This window comes from Rhodanobacter sp. MP7CTX1 (assembly GCF_014205795.1).
In the GTDB taxonomy this organism is placed as follows: Bacteria; Pseudomonadota; Gammaproteobacteria; order Xanthomonadales; family Rhodanobacteraceae; genus Rhodanobacter.
The window spans coordinates 1-15486 of sequence record NZ_JACHCN010000009.1 but is presented as its reverse complement, the minus strand read 5'-3'; the positions used below and the strand labels follow the sequence as shown (position 1 = coordinate 15486).

At 62.8% G+C, this 15486-nt stretch carries 14 protein-coding genes and 1 rRNA gene; 11 read left to right on the top strand and 4 right to left on the bottom strand.

The genetic code is table 11. From position 1 onward, the window contains the following. Window positions 1-160: 160 nt before the first annotated feature. A complete protein-coding gene (locus HDE77_RS12255) occupies window positions 161-2188 on the bottom strand; it encodes a sodium-translocating pyrophosphatase (protein ID WP_184417627.1) in 2028 nt (675 codons plus the stop codon). Between the two features lie 242 nt (window positions 2189-2430). Between HDE77_RS12255 and HDE77_RS12250 the strand changes: the two genes are divergently transcribed. After that, window positions 2431-3201, top strand: a complete 771-nt coding sequence (locus tag HDE77_RS12250; protein WP_184417626.1) for an alpha/beta hydrolase — start codon at window positions 2431-2433, stop codon at window positions 3199-3201. Window positions 3202-3390: 189 nt separating this feature from the next. On the opposite strand, the gene HDE77_RS12245 is transcribed toward HDE77_RS12250, so the two are convergent. Next, on the bottom strand, window positions 3391-4668 hold the full coding sequence (locus HDE77_RS12245) for a 6-phosphofructokinase (protein WP_184417625.1): 1278 nt from the start codon (window positions 4666-4668) through the stop codon (window positions 3391-3393). A 212-nt stretch (window positions 4669-4880) separates the two neighbouring features. Here HDE77_RS12245 and HDE77_RS12240 point away from each other — a divergent pair, with 212 nt between their 5' ends. The 7 genes from HDE77_RS12240 (at window position 4881) to HDE77_RS12210 (ending at window position 11997) form a co-directional block, all read left to right on the top strand. Continuing rightward, window positions 4881-5465, top strand: a complete 585-nt coding sequence (locus tag HDE77_RS12240) for an adenylate kinase (RefSeq protein WP_184417810.1) — start codon at window positions 4881-4883, stop codon at window positions 5463-5465. Window positions 5466-5586: 121 nt separating this feature from the next. Continuing rightward, the gene (mpl, locus tag HDE77_RS12235; protein ID WP_184417624.1) at window positions 5587-6945 is read left to right on the top strand and encodes a UDP-N-acetylmuramate:L-alanyl-gamma-D-glutamyl-meso-diaminopimelate ligase; all 1359 of its coding nucleotides are present in this window, start codon (window positions 5587-5589) and stop codon (window positions 6943-6945) included. A 61-nt stretch (window positions 6946-7006) separates the two neighbouring features. Beyond that, the gene (locus HDE77_RS12230; RefSeq protein ID WP_184417623.1) at window positions 7007-7609 is read left to right on the top strand and encodes an LON peptidase substrate-binding domain-containing protein; all 603 of its coding nucleotides are present in this window, start codon (window positions 7007-7009) and stop codon (window positions 7607-7609) included. Window positions 7610-7699: 90 nt separating this feature from the next. After that, entirely contained in the window at window positions 7700-8518 is an 819-nt protein-coding gene (locus tag HDE77_RS12225; protein ID WP_184417622.1) for an NAD(P)-dependent oxidoreductase, read from the top strand. 222 nt (window positions 8519-8740) lie between these two features. Continuing rightward, window positions 8741-10087, top strand: coding sequence for a sigma-54 dependent transcriptional regulator (locus HDE77_RS12220; protein ID WP_184417621.1), 1347 nt, complete (start codon window positions 8741-8743; stop codon window positions 10085-10087). Between the two features lie 231 nt (window positions 10088-10318). Then, window positions 10319-11554, top strand: a complete 1236-nt coding sequence (locus HDE77_RS12215) for an acetylornithine/succinylornithine family transaminase (protein WP_184417620.1) — start codon at window positions 10319-10321, stop codon at window positions 11552-11554. A 23-nt stretch (window positions 11555-11577) separates the two neighbouring features. Then, window positions 11578-11997 (top strand): VOC family protein, encoded by a 420-nt coding sequence (locus tag HDE77_RS12210; protein ID WP_184417619.1) that lies wholly within the window; start codon window positions 11578-11580, stop codon window positions 11995-11997. 39 nt (window positions 11998-12036) lie between these two features. Here the strand turns inward: HDE77_RS12210 and hemL are convergent, their stop codons facing one another. Both hemL and thiE read right to left on the bottom strand, forming a co-directional pair. Continuing rightward, on the bottom strand, window positions 12037-13320 hold the full coding sequence (gene hemL / locus HDE77_RS12205; RefSeq protein WP_184417618.1) for a glutamate-1-semialdehyde 2,1-aminomutase: 1284 nt from the start codon (window positions 13318-13320) through the stop codon (window positions 12037-12039). Next, window positions 13317-13961 carry a thiamine phosphate synthase gene (gene thiE, locus HDE77_RS12200; protein WP_184417617.1) on the bottom strand — a complete coding sequence of 215 codons (645 nt, stop codon included), beginning with the start codon at window positions 13959-13961 and terminating at the stop codon, window positions 13317-13319. The genes hemL and thiE overlap by 4 nt, the downstream gene beginning before the upstream one ends. 109 nt (window positions 13962-14070) lie before the next feature. Between thiE and HDE77_RS12195 the strand changes: the two genes are divergently transcribed. The 3 genes from HDE77_RS12195 to HDE77_RS12185 all read left to right on the top strand — a co-directional run. Beyond that, complete coding sequence (locus HDE77_RS12195) at window positions 14071-14271, top strand: rubredoxin (RefSeq protein WP_184417616.1); 201 nt, start codon at window positions 14071-14073, stop codon at window positions 14269-14271. Between the two features lie 109 nt (window positions 14272-14380). Then, window positions 14381-14578, top strand: coding sequence for a hypothetical protein (locus HDE77_RS12190; protein WP_184417615.1), 198 nt, complete (start codon window positions 14381-14383; stop codon window positions 14576-14578). A gap of 600 nt (window positions 14579-15178) precedes the next feature. Beyond that, a 16S ribosomal RNA gene (locus HDE77_RS12185) occupies window positions 15179-15486 on the top strand; the annotation flags it as partial.

Here is a 15486-nt window from a genome sequence, read left to right as displayed (position 1 = left end):
GCCCGCCTTCGGCCGAGCGTACGCGTTGGATGGCATGGCCGCCCGTGACTAAAGTCAGGGCCAACGCAGCCGGGTTGAAGGATCTCAGGAATGAAAGAAAAACCCCGCACAGGGCGGGGCTTCTCCGTTGCTCGTTACGGCGTGACCGTGTGGTTCATGGTCAGAGCAGAGGGATGAGCAACAGGGCGACGATGTTGATGATCTTGATCAGCGGATTCACGGCCGGGCCGGCGGTGTCCTTGTACGGGTCGCCCACAGTGTCGCCGGTGACCGCGGCCTTGTGAGCCTCCGAGCCCTTGCCACCGTGGTGGCCATCTTCGATGTATTTCTTCGCATTGTCCCAAGCGCCACCACCGGTGGTCATCGAGATCGCCACGAACAGGCCGGTAACGATGGTGCCGATCAGCACACCACCGAGTGCCTTCGGCCCCAGCAGCAGACCGACCACAATCGGCACGGCCACCGGCAACAGCGATGGCACGATCATTTCCTTGATCGCCGACTTGGTCAGCATGTCCACCGCGCGCGAGTAGTCCGGCTTGGCAGTGCCCAGCATGATGCCGGGGATTTCGCGGAACTGCCGACGCACTTCCTCCACAACCGCGCCGGCAGCGCGGCCGACGGCCTCCATCGCCATCGCGCCGAACAGGTACGGAATCAGACCGCCAATCAGCAGACCGATAATCACCATGTGATCGGACAGGTCGAACACGAACGTCTGTCCGGGATGCTCGGCTTGCAGGTTATGCGTGTAGTCGGCAAACAACACCAGAGCGGCGAGCGCCGCCGAACCGATCGCATAGCCCTTGGTCACTGCCTTGGTGGTGTTGCCGACCGCATCGAGCGGGTCGGTGACACCGCGCACTTCCGGCGGCAGATCGGCCATCTCGGCGATGCCGCCGGCGTTGTCGGTAATCGGGCCATAAGCATCCAGCGCGACGATCATGCCAGCCATCGACAACATGGCCGTGGCGGCGATCGCGATGCCGTACAGGCCACCCAGGGAAAACGCGCCCCAGATCGCCAGGCAGATCACGATCACCGGCATCGCCGTCGATTTCATCGACACGCCCAGCCCGGCAATGATGTTGGTGCCGTGGCCCGTGGTGGAGGCGGAAGCAATATGCTGCACCGGCTTGTACTGGGTGCCGGTGTAGTACTCGGTGATCCACACGATCGCGCCGGTCAGCGCCAGCCCGATCAGCGAGCAACCCCACAAATTCGTGGCGCCGTACGACGAGTCGCTCATCAGTTGCGTGGTGAGCGGATAAAACGCAGCGGCAGCGAGCACCGCCGAGACGATGACGCCCTTGTACAGCGCGCCCATGATCGAACCACCCGCCTTCACCTTGACGAACAATGCACCGATGATCGAGGCGATGATCGAAGCGCCGCCAAGCACCAGCGGATAGAGCACCGCGTTCGCACCGGCGGTGGATACCATCAGGCCGCCCAGCAGCATCGTGGCGATCAGCGTTACCGCATAGGTTTCGAACAGATCCGCCGCCATGCCGGCGCAATCGCCCACGTTGTCGCCCACGTTGTCGGCGATCACGGCCGGATTGCGCGGGTCATCCTCGGGAATGCCGGCCTCGACCTTGCCCACCAGATCGGCACCGACGTCCGCACCCTTGGTGAAGATGCCGCCACCCAGGCGCGCGAAAATGGAGATCAGCGAGGAGCCGAACGCGAGACCGACCATGGCGTGCAGCGAAGCATCGCTCGAGTAGCCGACGTGCCGCAGCACATCGTAGTAGCCGGCCACGCCGATCAGGCCGAGTCCGACCACCAGCATGCCGGTGATCGCGCCGCCGCGAAACGCCACGTTCATTGCCGCGGCCAGACCGCTGCGCGCGGCTTCGGCGGTGCGCACGTTCGCGCGCACCGAGACATTCATGCCGATATAGCCGGTTGCGCCGGAGAGGATCGCGCCGATCGCAAAACCAATCGCCGTGGGCCAGTTCAGGGCAAAGCCGACCACCAGGAAGAGCACCACACCGACCACACCGATGGTGGTGTACTGGCGATTGAGGTAGGCGCGTGCGCCCTCCTGGATCGCCGCGGCAATCTCCTGCATCCGATCATTGCCGGGGGATTGCGCCAGGATCCAGCGCACCGAAAACGCGCCATAAAGAATGGCCACCACCGCACACGCCAGCGCTATCCACACACCATACTGCTGCAGCATCGGAACCTCCCCCACGAGTTATCGTCTCAGGAAGCCGGAATGCCGTTGGCATCCCGACGGCGGCCGTCCAGAACGGGCGGCCCGGTCGAGTATAGGCAGAGGTTGTGACGTATCGTGTTGTGCGGCGCAACGGATGCGATGCAGTTCGGCGCGAATGGAAATGTCGAGCAGGCTTTCGCTTGTGCGCAAGTCCTGGGCGAGCCTAAGCTCAAGGTTGCCTGCAATGGAAACAGGGGAATCGCATGCCATGGCGCGTAGTGGGTGTATCCATCGCCATCTTGCTGTGCCTGTACGGTTTGGCATGTGTCTATCTGTATCTGAATCAGAGGCACCTGATTTATATGCCCGCGTCGAGCCGTCCGGTGCGGCAGGCACCGGACTTCGTGTTGCCGCGAGATGGCGTGGTGTTGCGCGGCTGGGTCGTCAATCCGGGGAAGACCAGGGCGCTGCTGTACTTCGGCGGCAACGGCGAGCGCATCGAGGATTTGCGCGAGGAATTTTCCCGCTGGTTTCCGGATCGGACGATCTACCTGCTGCCTTACCGGGGCTACGGTGCGAGCAGCGGCGAACCCAGTGAGTCGGCGCTGATCGATGATGCGCTGGCGCTGTATGACGAGGTGGCGGGTCACCACACCGGTGTGGCTGTCATTGGCCGCAGCTTGGGCAGTGGCGTTGCGATGCAGCTTGCCGCGCGGCGGCCGTTGGAGCGGTTGGTGCTGGTCACCCCGTTCGACAGTCTGCAGCGCGTGGCACAAGGCGCGTATCCCTACGCGCCGGTATCGTGGCTACTGAAGGATCGCTACGAATCATGGCGTTTTGCCGGACAGGTGCGTTGCCCAGTACTGGTGTTGCGTGCCGCTGATGACCAGGTCATCGATCCGGCGCGCACCGCCGTGCTGGTGGCAAGTTTTGTCGCGCCACCCGAGGAACTCGTGATTGTCGGGGCGGGACACAATACGATCCAGGAAGATCCTGCGTATCAACGCGCACTCGACGCCTTCCTGAAATTGTAGGAACACACCCCGACGAGTCCTCGCTCAGGTTGGGGTGAGCGCAGCGATGCCCAACAAGTCCCTCAAGCATCCCGCAAAGACGTTGGGCATCGCTGCGCTCACCCCAACCTACGAAAGACAACACCCATCCGGAAAAGACGTGCCCGGGCCATGAGCCTGCAAGGCCGAACTGCGGTTGCCTTCAATCCATCAACGGCCGAACACCGGCAGCTTTTGCGCCACGGCAAGATTCTTCAACACCTCATACTGGGGCAGCCCGTTCTTGCCATACGGAGGCGGTGCCTCGCCCTGAATCAACGGTGCCAGGTATCGGCGCGCGGCGGCGGTGATGCCGAAGCCGTCGCGGCTGATGAAGCCCTTGGGCATTTTCTTTTCGCGGTTGGCGACCTTCACCAACGGCGCCGGTTCGATCTTCCAGCGGTAAGGGGCATCTGCCGTGCGCACGATCACCGGCATCACTGCATTCATGCCTTTCAGCGCGTATTCCACGGCGGCGCGCCCGACCGCATAGGCCTGTTCGGCATCGACCTTCGACGCGGCATGTCGTGCAGAGCGCTGCAGGTAGTCGGGTAGCGCCCAGTGGTACTTGTAGCCAAGCTTCTCTTTCACCAAGGCCGCCAGTACCGGCGCCACGCCACCGAGCTGCGCGTGGCCGAACGCATCGCGCGTACCCGCTTCGGCGAGGAACTGGCCAGCTGCGTTGCGCACGCCCTCGGAGGCGACCACGGTGCACCAGCCGACGCGCTCCACGGTCGCCTTCACCTTGGCCAGGAACGCCGCTTCGTCGAACGGGTTCTCGGGGAACAGGATGATATGCGGCGCGGCATCCGCACCTTCACCGGCCAGACCGGCGGCAGCGGCAATCCAGCCAGCGTGGCGGCCCATGACTTCGAGGATGAATACCTTGGTCGAAGTCGAGGCCATCGACGCCACGTCGAGGCTCGCTTCCAGCGTGGAGATGGCGGTGTATTTCGCGACCGAGCCAAAGCCGGGGCAGCAATCGGTGACGGCAAGGTCGTTGTCCACGGTCTTGGGTACGCCGATGCAGCGGATGTCGTAGCCCATGACCTTGCCCAGCTGCGAGATCTTCAGCGCGGTATCGGCGGAGTCGTTGCCGCCGTTGTAGAGGAACCAGCGGATGTCGTGGGCGCGGAACACATCGATCAATCGTGCGTACTCGGCCCGATTGTCCTCCAGCGATTTCAGCTTGTAGCGACAGCTGCCGAACGCGCCACCTGGCGTGTGGCGGAGCGCGGCAATCGCGCTCTTCGATTCCTTCGAGGTATCGATCAGCTCCTCGCGCAGTGCGCCGAGAATGCCGTTGCGTGCGGCATAGACCTTTACGCCACTGGCGCGCGCGGCCTCGATCACGCCGGCGGCGGTGGCATTGATAACGGCCGTGACGCCACCGGATTGGGCGTAAAGCAGGTTGCCGGAGATAGGGGCCGGGCGGCGGGTCGGGCTCATGGGGTCCTCACTGGAGCAGTCATTCGGGCCGCTGTTCAGGCGGTAATGGCGTGTTTTTGGTCAGGGGCAAATCTTTTGACAACAAGCACTTGGCGACAGGTGAGTGATGCCGCCGTTTGACGGCACCGGGTGCAGACGCTAATTTGACAGCCAAATCTGGATACGGACGGGTTGCTGCAGTGTGCGGCAGGCCGCCGAACTTGTGGAGCATTATGCGACTCGTCCTACTTGGTGCGCCCGGCTCGGGCAAAGGCACGCAGGCCGCCCGGCTGAAGACGGAATTAGGTGTGCCGCATATATCGACCGGCGACATGCTGCGCGCCGCCGTTGCGGCGGGCACTCCGATGGGGCTCAAGGCCAAGGCCGTGATGGATGCGGGCCAATTGGTATCTGACGACATCCTGCTCGGTATGCTGGAGGATCGTCTGACCCAGGACGACGCCAAGGCCGGTTTCATTCTCGACGGCTATCCGCGCAACCTGGCCCAGGCTGACGCGCTCGACCACCTGCTCGAACGTATCGTCCAGCCGCTCGATGCGGTGGTGAAGCTGAAGGTGCCGAGCGAGGTGATCATCGGCCGCTGCGAAATCCGCTTCAAGGCGGAGCATCGCAAGGATGACGATCCCGAAGTCGTGCGCAAGCGCCTGGCCATCTATGCCGAACAGACCGCGCCCGTGGCGGATTTCTACGCCAAGCGCGGCAAGCTGCAGATCGTCGACGGCGTCGGCGAGCTTGACGAGGTCACCGCGCGGGTCAAGCATGCGCTCGAGAACGAATCGGCCGCGGCAAGCGGCTGATCCTCGCGGGTCGCCAGTTGGCGATCCGCTGTCTGGGGGCAACCCGCAATCGCGTTGCGCCATGGCAAGTCTTTAGGCGAACGTTCTTCACGCGAACGTTCTTCACACCATCGGGTAGCTCATGCGACTGCACATCCTCGGTATCTGCGGCACCTTCATGGGCGGTGTCGCCGCGCTGGCGCGTGAACTGGGACTCGAGGTCGAAGGTTCCGACGCCAACGTCTATCCGCCGATGAGCACCCAGCTCGAAGCACTCGGCATCGATTTGATGCGGGGCTACACTGCCGAACACCTGCAGCCCGCGCCCGATCTCGTGGTGGTGGGCAATGCGATGACCCGCGGCAACCCCGCCGTGGAATACATGCTCGACCAAAGCCTGCGCTACATCTCCGGCCCGCAATGGCTGGGCGAGACGTTGCTGGCCGGACGCGACGTGCTGGCGGTCGCCGGCACCCACGGCAAGACCACTACCACCAGCCTGCTGGCACACCTGCTGGAGAGCGCAGGCTTCGCCCCTGGGTTTCTGGTTGGTGGCGTACCCGGCAATTTTGGTGTGTCGGCACGGCTCGGGCAGGGCAAGCCGTTTGTGATCGAGGCGGACGAGTACGACACCGCGTTTTTCGACAAGCGCTCGAAGTTCGTGCACTACCGGCCGCGCATCGCGATCCTCAACAATCTCGAATACGACCATGCGGACATTTTTCCGGATGTTGCTGCAATCCAGCGCCAGTTCCATCATCTCGTGCGCACCGTGCCGGGCAACGGTCGGCTGATCGTCAACGCGCACGATCACTTTCTCGCCGACGTGTTGGCGATGGGCTGCTGGACTCCGGTTGAAACATTCGGTATCGGCCGTGGCGACTGGCAGGCCACGCTCATCGAAGCGGATGGCTCGGCATTCACCGTGCACCGCCGCGGCGAGCTGATCGGCGAAGTGCGCTGGTCCCTGTTGGGCAACCACAGCGTGATGAACGCGCTCGCCGCACTGGCCGCCGCCACTGCCGAGGGCGCCGATCCTCATGCGCTGCTGAGCGCGTTCAGCACGTTCGAAAGCGTCAAGCGACGGATGGAGCTGGTCGGCGAGGTGAATGGCGTGCGTGTCTACGACGACTTCGCCCATCACCCCACCGCGATCGCCACCACGCTGGCCGCCCTGCGCGCAAACGTGGGTAAGGCGCGCATCCTGGTGGCGCTGGAGCCACGCTCCAACTCGATGCGTCAGGGCGCTCACGCCGAAGCACTGGCCCCTTCACTGAAGGACGCCGATGCGGTGGTGTTCCTGCATCGCCCCGAACTCCCCTGGGATGCCGGGCACGTCACCGCGGCGCTGGATGGTCGCGGCCACACCGCCCCAACCGTGGACGCGTTGATCGATTTGCTGGAGACAAAGGTACAGCCCGGCGATCAGGTGATCTTCATGTCGAACGGCGGCTTCGAGGCGGCGCCGCGTCGCTTCGTAGAACGTTTGCGCCAAGGTTGAATCTGCCGTTGTCGTGACGGGCGCCGCTGACCGGATACGACGCACTGGCTACACTTGCCGTATGGCCACCCAGTCTGCGCTCATCGAGATGCCATTGTTTCCGCTCGCCACGGTGCTGTTCCCCGGTGGCCAGTTGCAACTGCGCATCTTTGAGCCGCGCTATCTCGACCTGGTGCGCGAGTGTACGCGTCACGACACCGGCTTCGGCGTGTGCCTGATCCTTGAAGGGCGCGAAGCCGGTATGCCGGCCGTGCCGACCGCGATCGGCACGATCGCCCGGATCAGCGATTTCCACCGTGATGAAGATGGTCTGCTCGGCATCGTTGCCGAGGGCGGCTCACGTTTCCGCGTCGAGCGCAGCCGGGCGCGTGCCGATGGTCTGCTGCGTGGCGAAGTTGAGATCTGGCCGACCGAGCCGGAGCAGCAGGTACCGGTGGAATTCGCCTTGTTGCAGAGCATCCTCGAACGACTGATCGAAACCATGGCGCCGCACTGGCGACACGCGCCGCGCAGTGCCTACGACGATGCGAGCTGGCTGGGTTTCCGTCTGGCCGAGTTGTTGCCGCTGGATCCGAGCGAGCAGCAGCACATGCTTGAGCTCACCGATCCGCTGCTGAGGCTGGCAGAGTTGCGCGACATCCTGCCGCGCTTTCAGAAGCCCTGAATTGCCGGCGTAGCGTGGCGTGCTCGTGGACTGGATCAGCGTCAACCGACCGGGAGCTTTAGACTGACGTTTTCCACGGAGTCGATGCTCATGGGCAATCTGGCTGGCAAGACCTTGTTCATCACCGGTGCCTCGCGGGGCATTGGACTGGCGATTGCGCTGCGCGCGGCGCGTGACGGGGCGAATGTCGTGATCGCGGCCAAGAGTGGCGTGGCCAACCCGAAGTTGCCCGGCACCATCCATACCGCCGCCGCGGCGGTCGAGGCAGCCGGCGGCAAGGCGCTGGCGCTGCAGGTGGATATCCGCGAAGAAGAGCAGGTCGTGGCCGCCGCCGCGCAGGCGGCTGAACATTTCGGTGGCATCGATATTCTGGTCAACAACGCCAGCGCGATCTGGCTGGCCGGCACCGCCGACACGCCGATGAAACGCTTTGATCTGATGCACCAGGTCAATACCCGCGGCACGTTCCTGGTGACCCGTAGTTGCCTGCCGTACCTGAAGCAGGCGGCCAACCCGCATGTGCTGATGCTGTCGCCGCCGCCGAACCTCGATCCGAAATGGTTCGCGCCGCACACCGCCTACACCATCGCCAAATACGGCATGAGCCTGTGCGTGCTGGGCATGAGCGCGGAGTTCGCGCCGCTCGGCATCGCGGTGAACGCCTTGTGGCCGCGCACGGTGATAGCCACTGCAGCCATCGCCATGATCGATGGTGTGAAGGCCGAGCAATGCCGCAAGCCGGAAATCGTCGCCGATGCCGCACATGCCATCTTCAGCCTGCCGGCGCGCAGCTACACCGGCCATTTCGCCATCGATGAAGAGATTTTGCGGATGTCCGGGATCAATGACTTCGATGCCTATGCCGTAAGCCCCGGCACGCCGTTGTTGCCGGATTTATTTCTCGCTTGAGGCCGCTCTAATGCCGGTTTGACTGGATTTCAGCGTGCATGCGGAGTATTCCCTGACACGCATTCAGGTGATTACCTGACGGTAAGTCATCTCAGTGCATCAATTGTGGCGTATAGTTCGGCACTCTATTGACAGCAATGTTCTTCTATGCCTAAGCCATGACTGGCGGTGAACTGCCGGTAGCGGACAACCAATAAGCAGGATGGTGGACGGGAGGGGACAATGGACGACACTGCGAGGGGCGGGCGTTGCGTGGTCTGGTTTGGTCAGCCGATCGCAGCGGAGCAACAATCCCTGGCCAATTCAGGCTGGTCAGTCCGGGTAGCCAATATCCAGGCGCGCGAAGGGGTCGGGGTCCGCACCGGTCAAACCGTGGTGGCGATGGCCGATTTCCGCCATGGCGACGACAACGTGTTGCAGGCGATGGGGCGCCAGATCGCCCAATATCCAAGAGTGCCGTGGATCGCGCTGGTCTCGTCCGAAATGCCGACGCAACAGCCGTTGGTAAAGCGCATTTTGCTCAACTGCGCCGAGTTATTCACAGCGCCAATCGATATGCCACGGCTGCTGGAGACGCTGGCGCGCTTCAGCGACAGCAAGCAGCCCCAAGTGTCGATGCCCGAAGCGGACACGCTCGGCATGGTCGGACAGAGTGCCGCGATGCTGGCCGTGCGTTCAAGTATCCGCAAATACGCACCGGTGGATCTGCCCGTGCTGATCACGGGTGAAACCGGTACAGGTAAGGAGGTTGCAGCGAGCGCGTTGCATGAGTTGTCGGTGCGCGCGATGCGGCCATTCGTCACCATCAATTGCGGTGCGCTGCCTTCGAACCTGGTTCAGTCAGAGTTGTTTGGTCACGAGCGCGGCGCATTCACCGGCGCCAATGCGCGACGGATCGGCCACATCGAGAGTGCATCCGGTGGCACGGTATTCCTCGACGAGATTGGCGACCTGCCGCTGGACGCGCAAACCAGCTTGCTGCGCTTCCTGCAGGAGGGCACCATCGAGCGAGTCGGCAGCAGCCAGCCGATCCGTGCGGATGTACGCGTGCTGGCGGCCACCCATGTCGACCTGGAGACGGCGGTAGCCGCAGGTCACTTCCGTGAGGATCTCTACTACCGGCTCAACGTGCTGCGTTTGCGCATGCCGGCATTGCGCGAGCGCGCGGAAGACGTGGAAATGCTTGCGCAGCATTTTCTCGACGCGTTCCGCGAGCAGCACCATAGCCACGCCCGTCTGTTCAGCGATTCCGCCAAGCAGGCGATGCGCGCATTTTCGTGGCCCGGCAACGTACGCGAGTTGCTCAATCGCGTGCAGCGCGCCGCGGTGGTGGCCGAAGCCACGCTGATCAGCGTGGCCGATCTGGATCTGCAAGATGCTCCGCTGACGAACGGCCACCGCTCCAGTCTGGGGCTGACCCGCGTGTCAGCCGAACGCGAAGCGGTGGAGATCTGTCTGCGCGAGAGTCGTTTCAACATCAGTGAATGCGCGCGTCGGCTGAAGGTCTCGCGGGTCACCGTTTACCGGCTGTGCAAGAAACACCAGCTGGTGCCTGAGCAGTTGCGCTGACCTGGCTCAGTCGCACTGGGAATGCTCCGCCATGCCGAGAAGGCATCGTGTCCGTGCGCGGCCGGCGGATTGAACCGCCTCGGACACGCCGACCTGATCCGGCACATCGTGCAAAAGCCAGCTGCAGTTTATGATGCGCATCAGCGCAGGACGCCGCGAGGCTCGCGGGCAGTCGCGTTCCCGCTCATCCCCTTGACGGTGTTGTCCTGGCGACAGCGCCCGGAATCCACCATGCACGCACAAGATCACTCCACGCAGTCCCTGATCGACCTCGGCAAGCGTTACTGGGTGCCGGTATACAAGCCGCGCGAGCTGGTGCTCGATCACGGCAAGGGCGCGCGAGTCTGGGATACCGATGGCAACGAATACGTGGACTTCGGTGCTGGCATCGCGGTCAACGCGCTTGGCCATCAGGATGCGGATCTGCTTGCCGCGCTCACCGCGCAGGCGCAGAAGCTCTGGCACAGCAGCAATGTGTTCTACACCGAGCCGCCGCTGCGGTTGGCCGAAGAGCTGGTACGCGCATCGCACTTCGCCGAGCGTGTGTTCCTGTGCAATTCCGGCGCCGAGGCGAACGAGGCGGCGATCAAGCTGGTGCGTCGTTGGGCTGCGTCCAAGGGGCGCCCGCCGGAGCAGCGCGTCATCGTTACGTTCCGCGGCTCCTTCCACGGCCGTACGCTGGCTACCGTCACCGCAACCGCGCAGCCCAAGTATCAGGAAGGTTACGAGCCGTTGCCGGGAGGCTTCCGCTATCTGGATTTCAACGACGTCGCTGCATTGGAAACGGCATTCGCCGAAGGCGGCATTGCCGCCGTGATGCTGGAACCAGTGCAGGGTGAGGGCGGGGTGCTGCCGGCTGCGCCGGGATTCCTCAAGCGCATCCGCGAACTGTGCGATCAGTACGACGCACTGCTGGTGCTGGATGAGATCCAGTGCGGTATGGGCCGCACCGGGACTTTGTTCGCGCACACTCAGGATCATGTGCGTCCGGACATCGTGACCCTGGCCAAGGCGCTCGGCTGTGGATTCCCGATCGGCGCGATGCTCGCTGGCCCGAAGGTGGCCGAGGTACTGCAATACGGCGCGCACGGGACGACTTTTGGCGGCAATCCGATGGCGGCGGCGGTGGCGCGCGTCGCATTGCGCAAGCTCGCTTCGCCGGCGGTACTGATGAATGTGGAGCGGCAGGCGAACGATCTGCGCGCAGGGCTGGCACGCATCAACCACGAACTGAATCTATTTGCCGAAGTGCGTGGTCGCGGCCTGATGCTCGGCGCCGTATTGAACGATGCGCACAAGGGCAAGGCCGGTGAGATTCTCGATCATGCCGCTGCGCATGGTCTGCTCGTGCTGCAGGCAGGCCCCGACGTGCTGCGCTTCGTGCCGCCACTGACGATCAGCGACGCCGACCTGGCCGAAGGTCTGCGGCGCCTGCATGTGGCATTGACGGCCTACGTGGCAGCCTAGTTCTTTTGCAAAGAGGCAAGTTGATGAAATATCTGCACAGCATGGTTCGCGTGCGTGACCTCGACGCCTCGTTGCGTTTCTATTGCGAGGGGCTGGGTCTGCGCGAAGTGCGCCGCAAGGAGGAGCCCGAGGGCAAGTACACCCTGGTGTTTCTCGCCGCGTCCGACAGTCCCGCAGCGGAAATCGAGTTGACCTGGAACTGGGGCTCGCAGGAAGACTACGGCTCGGCGCGCAACTTCGGCCACCTCGCGTTTCGCGTGGACGACATCTACGTCACCTGCGCCCGACTGCGGGCCATGGGCTACACCATCTGTCGCCCGCCACGTGATGGACACATGGCGTTCGTGCGCTCGCCCGACCTGATCTCAATTGAGCTGTTGCAGGACGGCCACCTGCCACCGCAGGAGCCGTGGGTGTCGATGCCGAATACTGGCAGCTGGTAAAGATTGCCGCCCACGCCATGACGGCGTGGGCGAAGCGGGTCAGGCGCGTGCTTCGCGCAGCGCTTCACGCGCAGCCTGCAACGTATCGGCGATGTCCTGCTCGCTGTGCGCACTTGAAATGAAGCCTGCCTCGAACGCCGATGGCGCGAGATACACGCCTCGCTTCAGCATGCCGTGGAAGAAACGATTGAACAGAGCCGCATCCGCCGCTGTGGCCTGTGCGTAGCTCTCCACCTTCTCGCCGGTGAAGAACAAACCGAACATGCCGCCGACGCGGTTGGTGCTGAAAGGGATGCCTTCAGCGTCAGCCACCGACTGGAGTCCGTCGGTCAGCAGACGCGTGCTTGCCGCGAGATGGTCGTAAAAGCCCGGTACCTGGATCAGTTCCAGCATCGCCAGACCTGCGGCCATCGCCACCGGGTTGCCGCTCAAGGTACCTGCCTGATAGATCGGTCCGGCTGGCGCGATCTGTTCCATCAGTTCGCGACGGCCGCCGTAAGCACCCACCGGCATGCCGCCGCCAATGATCTTGCCAAAGGTGGTCAGGTCCGGCGTCACGCCGTAATGCGCCTGCGCGCCGCCCAGCGCAACCCGGAAGCCGGTCATCACCTCGTCGAAAATCAACAGCACACCGTGCCGCGTGCACAGTTCGCGCAGGCCTTGCAGGTAGCCATCCATCGGCAGAATGCAGTTCATGTTGCCGGCAACCGGCTCGATGATCAGCCCTGCGATGTCGTTGCCCTGTTCGGCAAACAATGCCTTCGCCGCATCGAGGTCGTTGTACGGCAGCGTCAGTGTGAGATCGGCATTGGCCTTCGGTACGCCGGGCGAAGTCGGTACGCCGAACGTGAGTGCACCGGAACCGGCCTTCACCAGGAAACTGTCGCCATGGCCGTGATAGCAGCCTTCGAACTTCACGATCTTCGAGCGGCCAGTGGCGCCGCGGGCGAGGCGGATCGCCGACATCGTGGCCTCGGTGCCGGAGTTCACCATGCGCACCATCTCGATCGAAGGAATCAGTCGAGTGATCGTCTCGGCCATGGTCACCTCGGCCGGGCAGGGCGTGCCGAACGACAGTCCGTTTTTCACGGCGCGCTCGACGGCCTCGCGTACGCCCGGATGGTTGTGTCCGACGATCATCGGGCCCCATGAGCCCACATAGTCGATATAGCGCGTACCTTCCACATCCCACAGATAGGCGCCATCCGCGCGTGCGGTGAAGAACGGCTCGCCACCGACCGACTTGAACGCGCGTACCGGCGAATTCACGCCGCCGGGCATCAGCGCCTGTGCACGCTGGAAGAGTTCGTGGTTGCTCGTCATGGTGATGTTCCGCAAAAAGATGAGTAGAGGTCGGTGAAGCTTTGTGCCGCGCGGCGCACGTCAGTAGCGGCAAACACCGCCGAGATCACGGCCAGATAGTCGGCGCCAGCTTCAACCAGCGATGCCGCATTGTCCGGGGTGATGCCGCCAATCGCCACCCGCGCCACATCCAGCGCGGCACTTTGCCTCAGCAACTCGATCGAAGCGCGTGGCGCCAGCGGTTTGGTGGGCGAAGTAAAAAATGCTCCGAATGCGATATAGCTCGCACCTGCGCCCGCCGCCGTCTTTGCCCGCTGCAATGAGTCGTAGCACGAGACGCCGATGATCGCGTTCTTGCCCAGCACGGTACGAGCGGCCGCAAGGTCGTCGTCGTCCCTGCCTAGATGCACGCCATCGGCAGCCACCGCCTGCGCCAGCGCGATATCGTCGTTGATGATTAGCGGCACGGCGTAGGCGTCGCACAGCTGCCTGAGCGCTGCGGCCTCATTGTAACGTCGTGTCGAATCGTTACTTTTGTCGCGGTATTGCAGCAGTCGCGCGCCGCCGGCCAGCGCCTGCGTCACCACGTCCGTCAGGTCGGCCCGCGGGCCATCGGTGATCGCATACAGGCCGCGGCCTATAGTTTGTGCGAACGTTTTCAAATCGTAATCTCACACGCGTGGATAGGCTGATGCGCGATGATGCATGCTTTCGCAATCCCCGACGAGTTGCGAGAATGTGCCTTTCCCTCGTGATCATAGAAGTCCGACAATGAGCCAGAGTTCCACCGAAGCCACTACTGCCTTGCGCAAATGGATGTGCGTTGTCTGCGGTTATATCTACGACGAAGCCGTCGGCGTGCCCGATGAAGGTATTCCTGCCGGTACGCGCTGGGAAGACGTGCCCCTGACATGGACCTGCCCGGACTGCGGCACCACCAAGGACGATTTCGAGATGATTGAACTCGACTAAAGGCGGCTGCCTGCCCGCAAACGGCCCGATCTCGTCATCGCATTGACCGGGCCGTCTGTTCTGATGCTCCTGCGCGCCACCATGCGGCGCATCGTTCAGGGAGCACACCATGCAACAGTTCATTCCTTTTGAAGATGACTGGGACGCGCTGGAAAATCTGCGCCCAGAGGCCCTGATCCCCTTTCGCCTCGGCCTGCTCGGTACATCAGAGTTGCCCACCGCGCATACGCTGCCCGCGATCTTCGGCGCAACACCTGCCTGCGCATCCCTTCAAAGCGCTTCACCGGCTGAAAACTCCGGTACATAACAAGTAGACGCCTTGCGTGGATGGATAGAGCGCGTAGTACGTGCGGGGAGCGACCTCGCACGTGCAGGTGTGGCGCGGCTTCGCAAGCGATCGATGCTGCTCACCGATACGATCTGCATCGAATGCATGACGTCGAGCGAGATCATCAGTAGAGCACCTGCAGAGTCGACGACGTGAGGTGGAATGTCGTCATCTTGTGCATTGTTTCGAGAAAAGTGTGCGCGCCCTCTTCACAGAGAGGCGCTGCGGCGCTATGATTCTCCCCCCTTCGACGAGCAGCTCTTCACGAAGGGTGTCACCACCCCCGCGGATAGAAAATTTCTCTTCTCAAGGTGTTGACGGTCGCGAAAAGCGATGTAGAATGGGCGGCTCACCTAGGACGAAACGTCTCAGGTAGTTACTGAGGAATCAGTGACAAGCGATTGATCTTTGACAGTGTGCGCAGGTGAATTGTGTGGACGTCTTGCGATGGAGGGTTACGACCTGTCCAAAGAAATGCAAGCGTCCAACCAAAGAAACACAGTAATGAGTTTTTCGGTTGGGACTAACGCTTCAGAAAGATAGATGAGGAGTTCCGCAAGGAACGAATTGTCGAAAACTTAAGTGAAGAGTTTGATCCTGGCTCAGATTGAACGCTGGCGGCATGCCTAACACATGCAAGTCGAACGGCAGCACAGCAGTAGCAATACTGTGGGTGGCGAGTGGCGGACGGGTGAGTAATGCATCGGGACCTACCTGAACGTGGGGGATAACGTAGGGAAACTTACGCTAATACCGCATACGTCCTACGGGAGAAAGCGGGGGATCTTCGGACCTCGCGCGGTCAGACGGACCGATGTTCGATTAGCTAGTTGGTAGGGTAATGGCCTACCAAGGCGACGATCGATAGCTGGTCTGAGAGGATGATC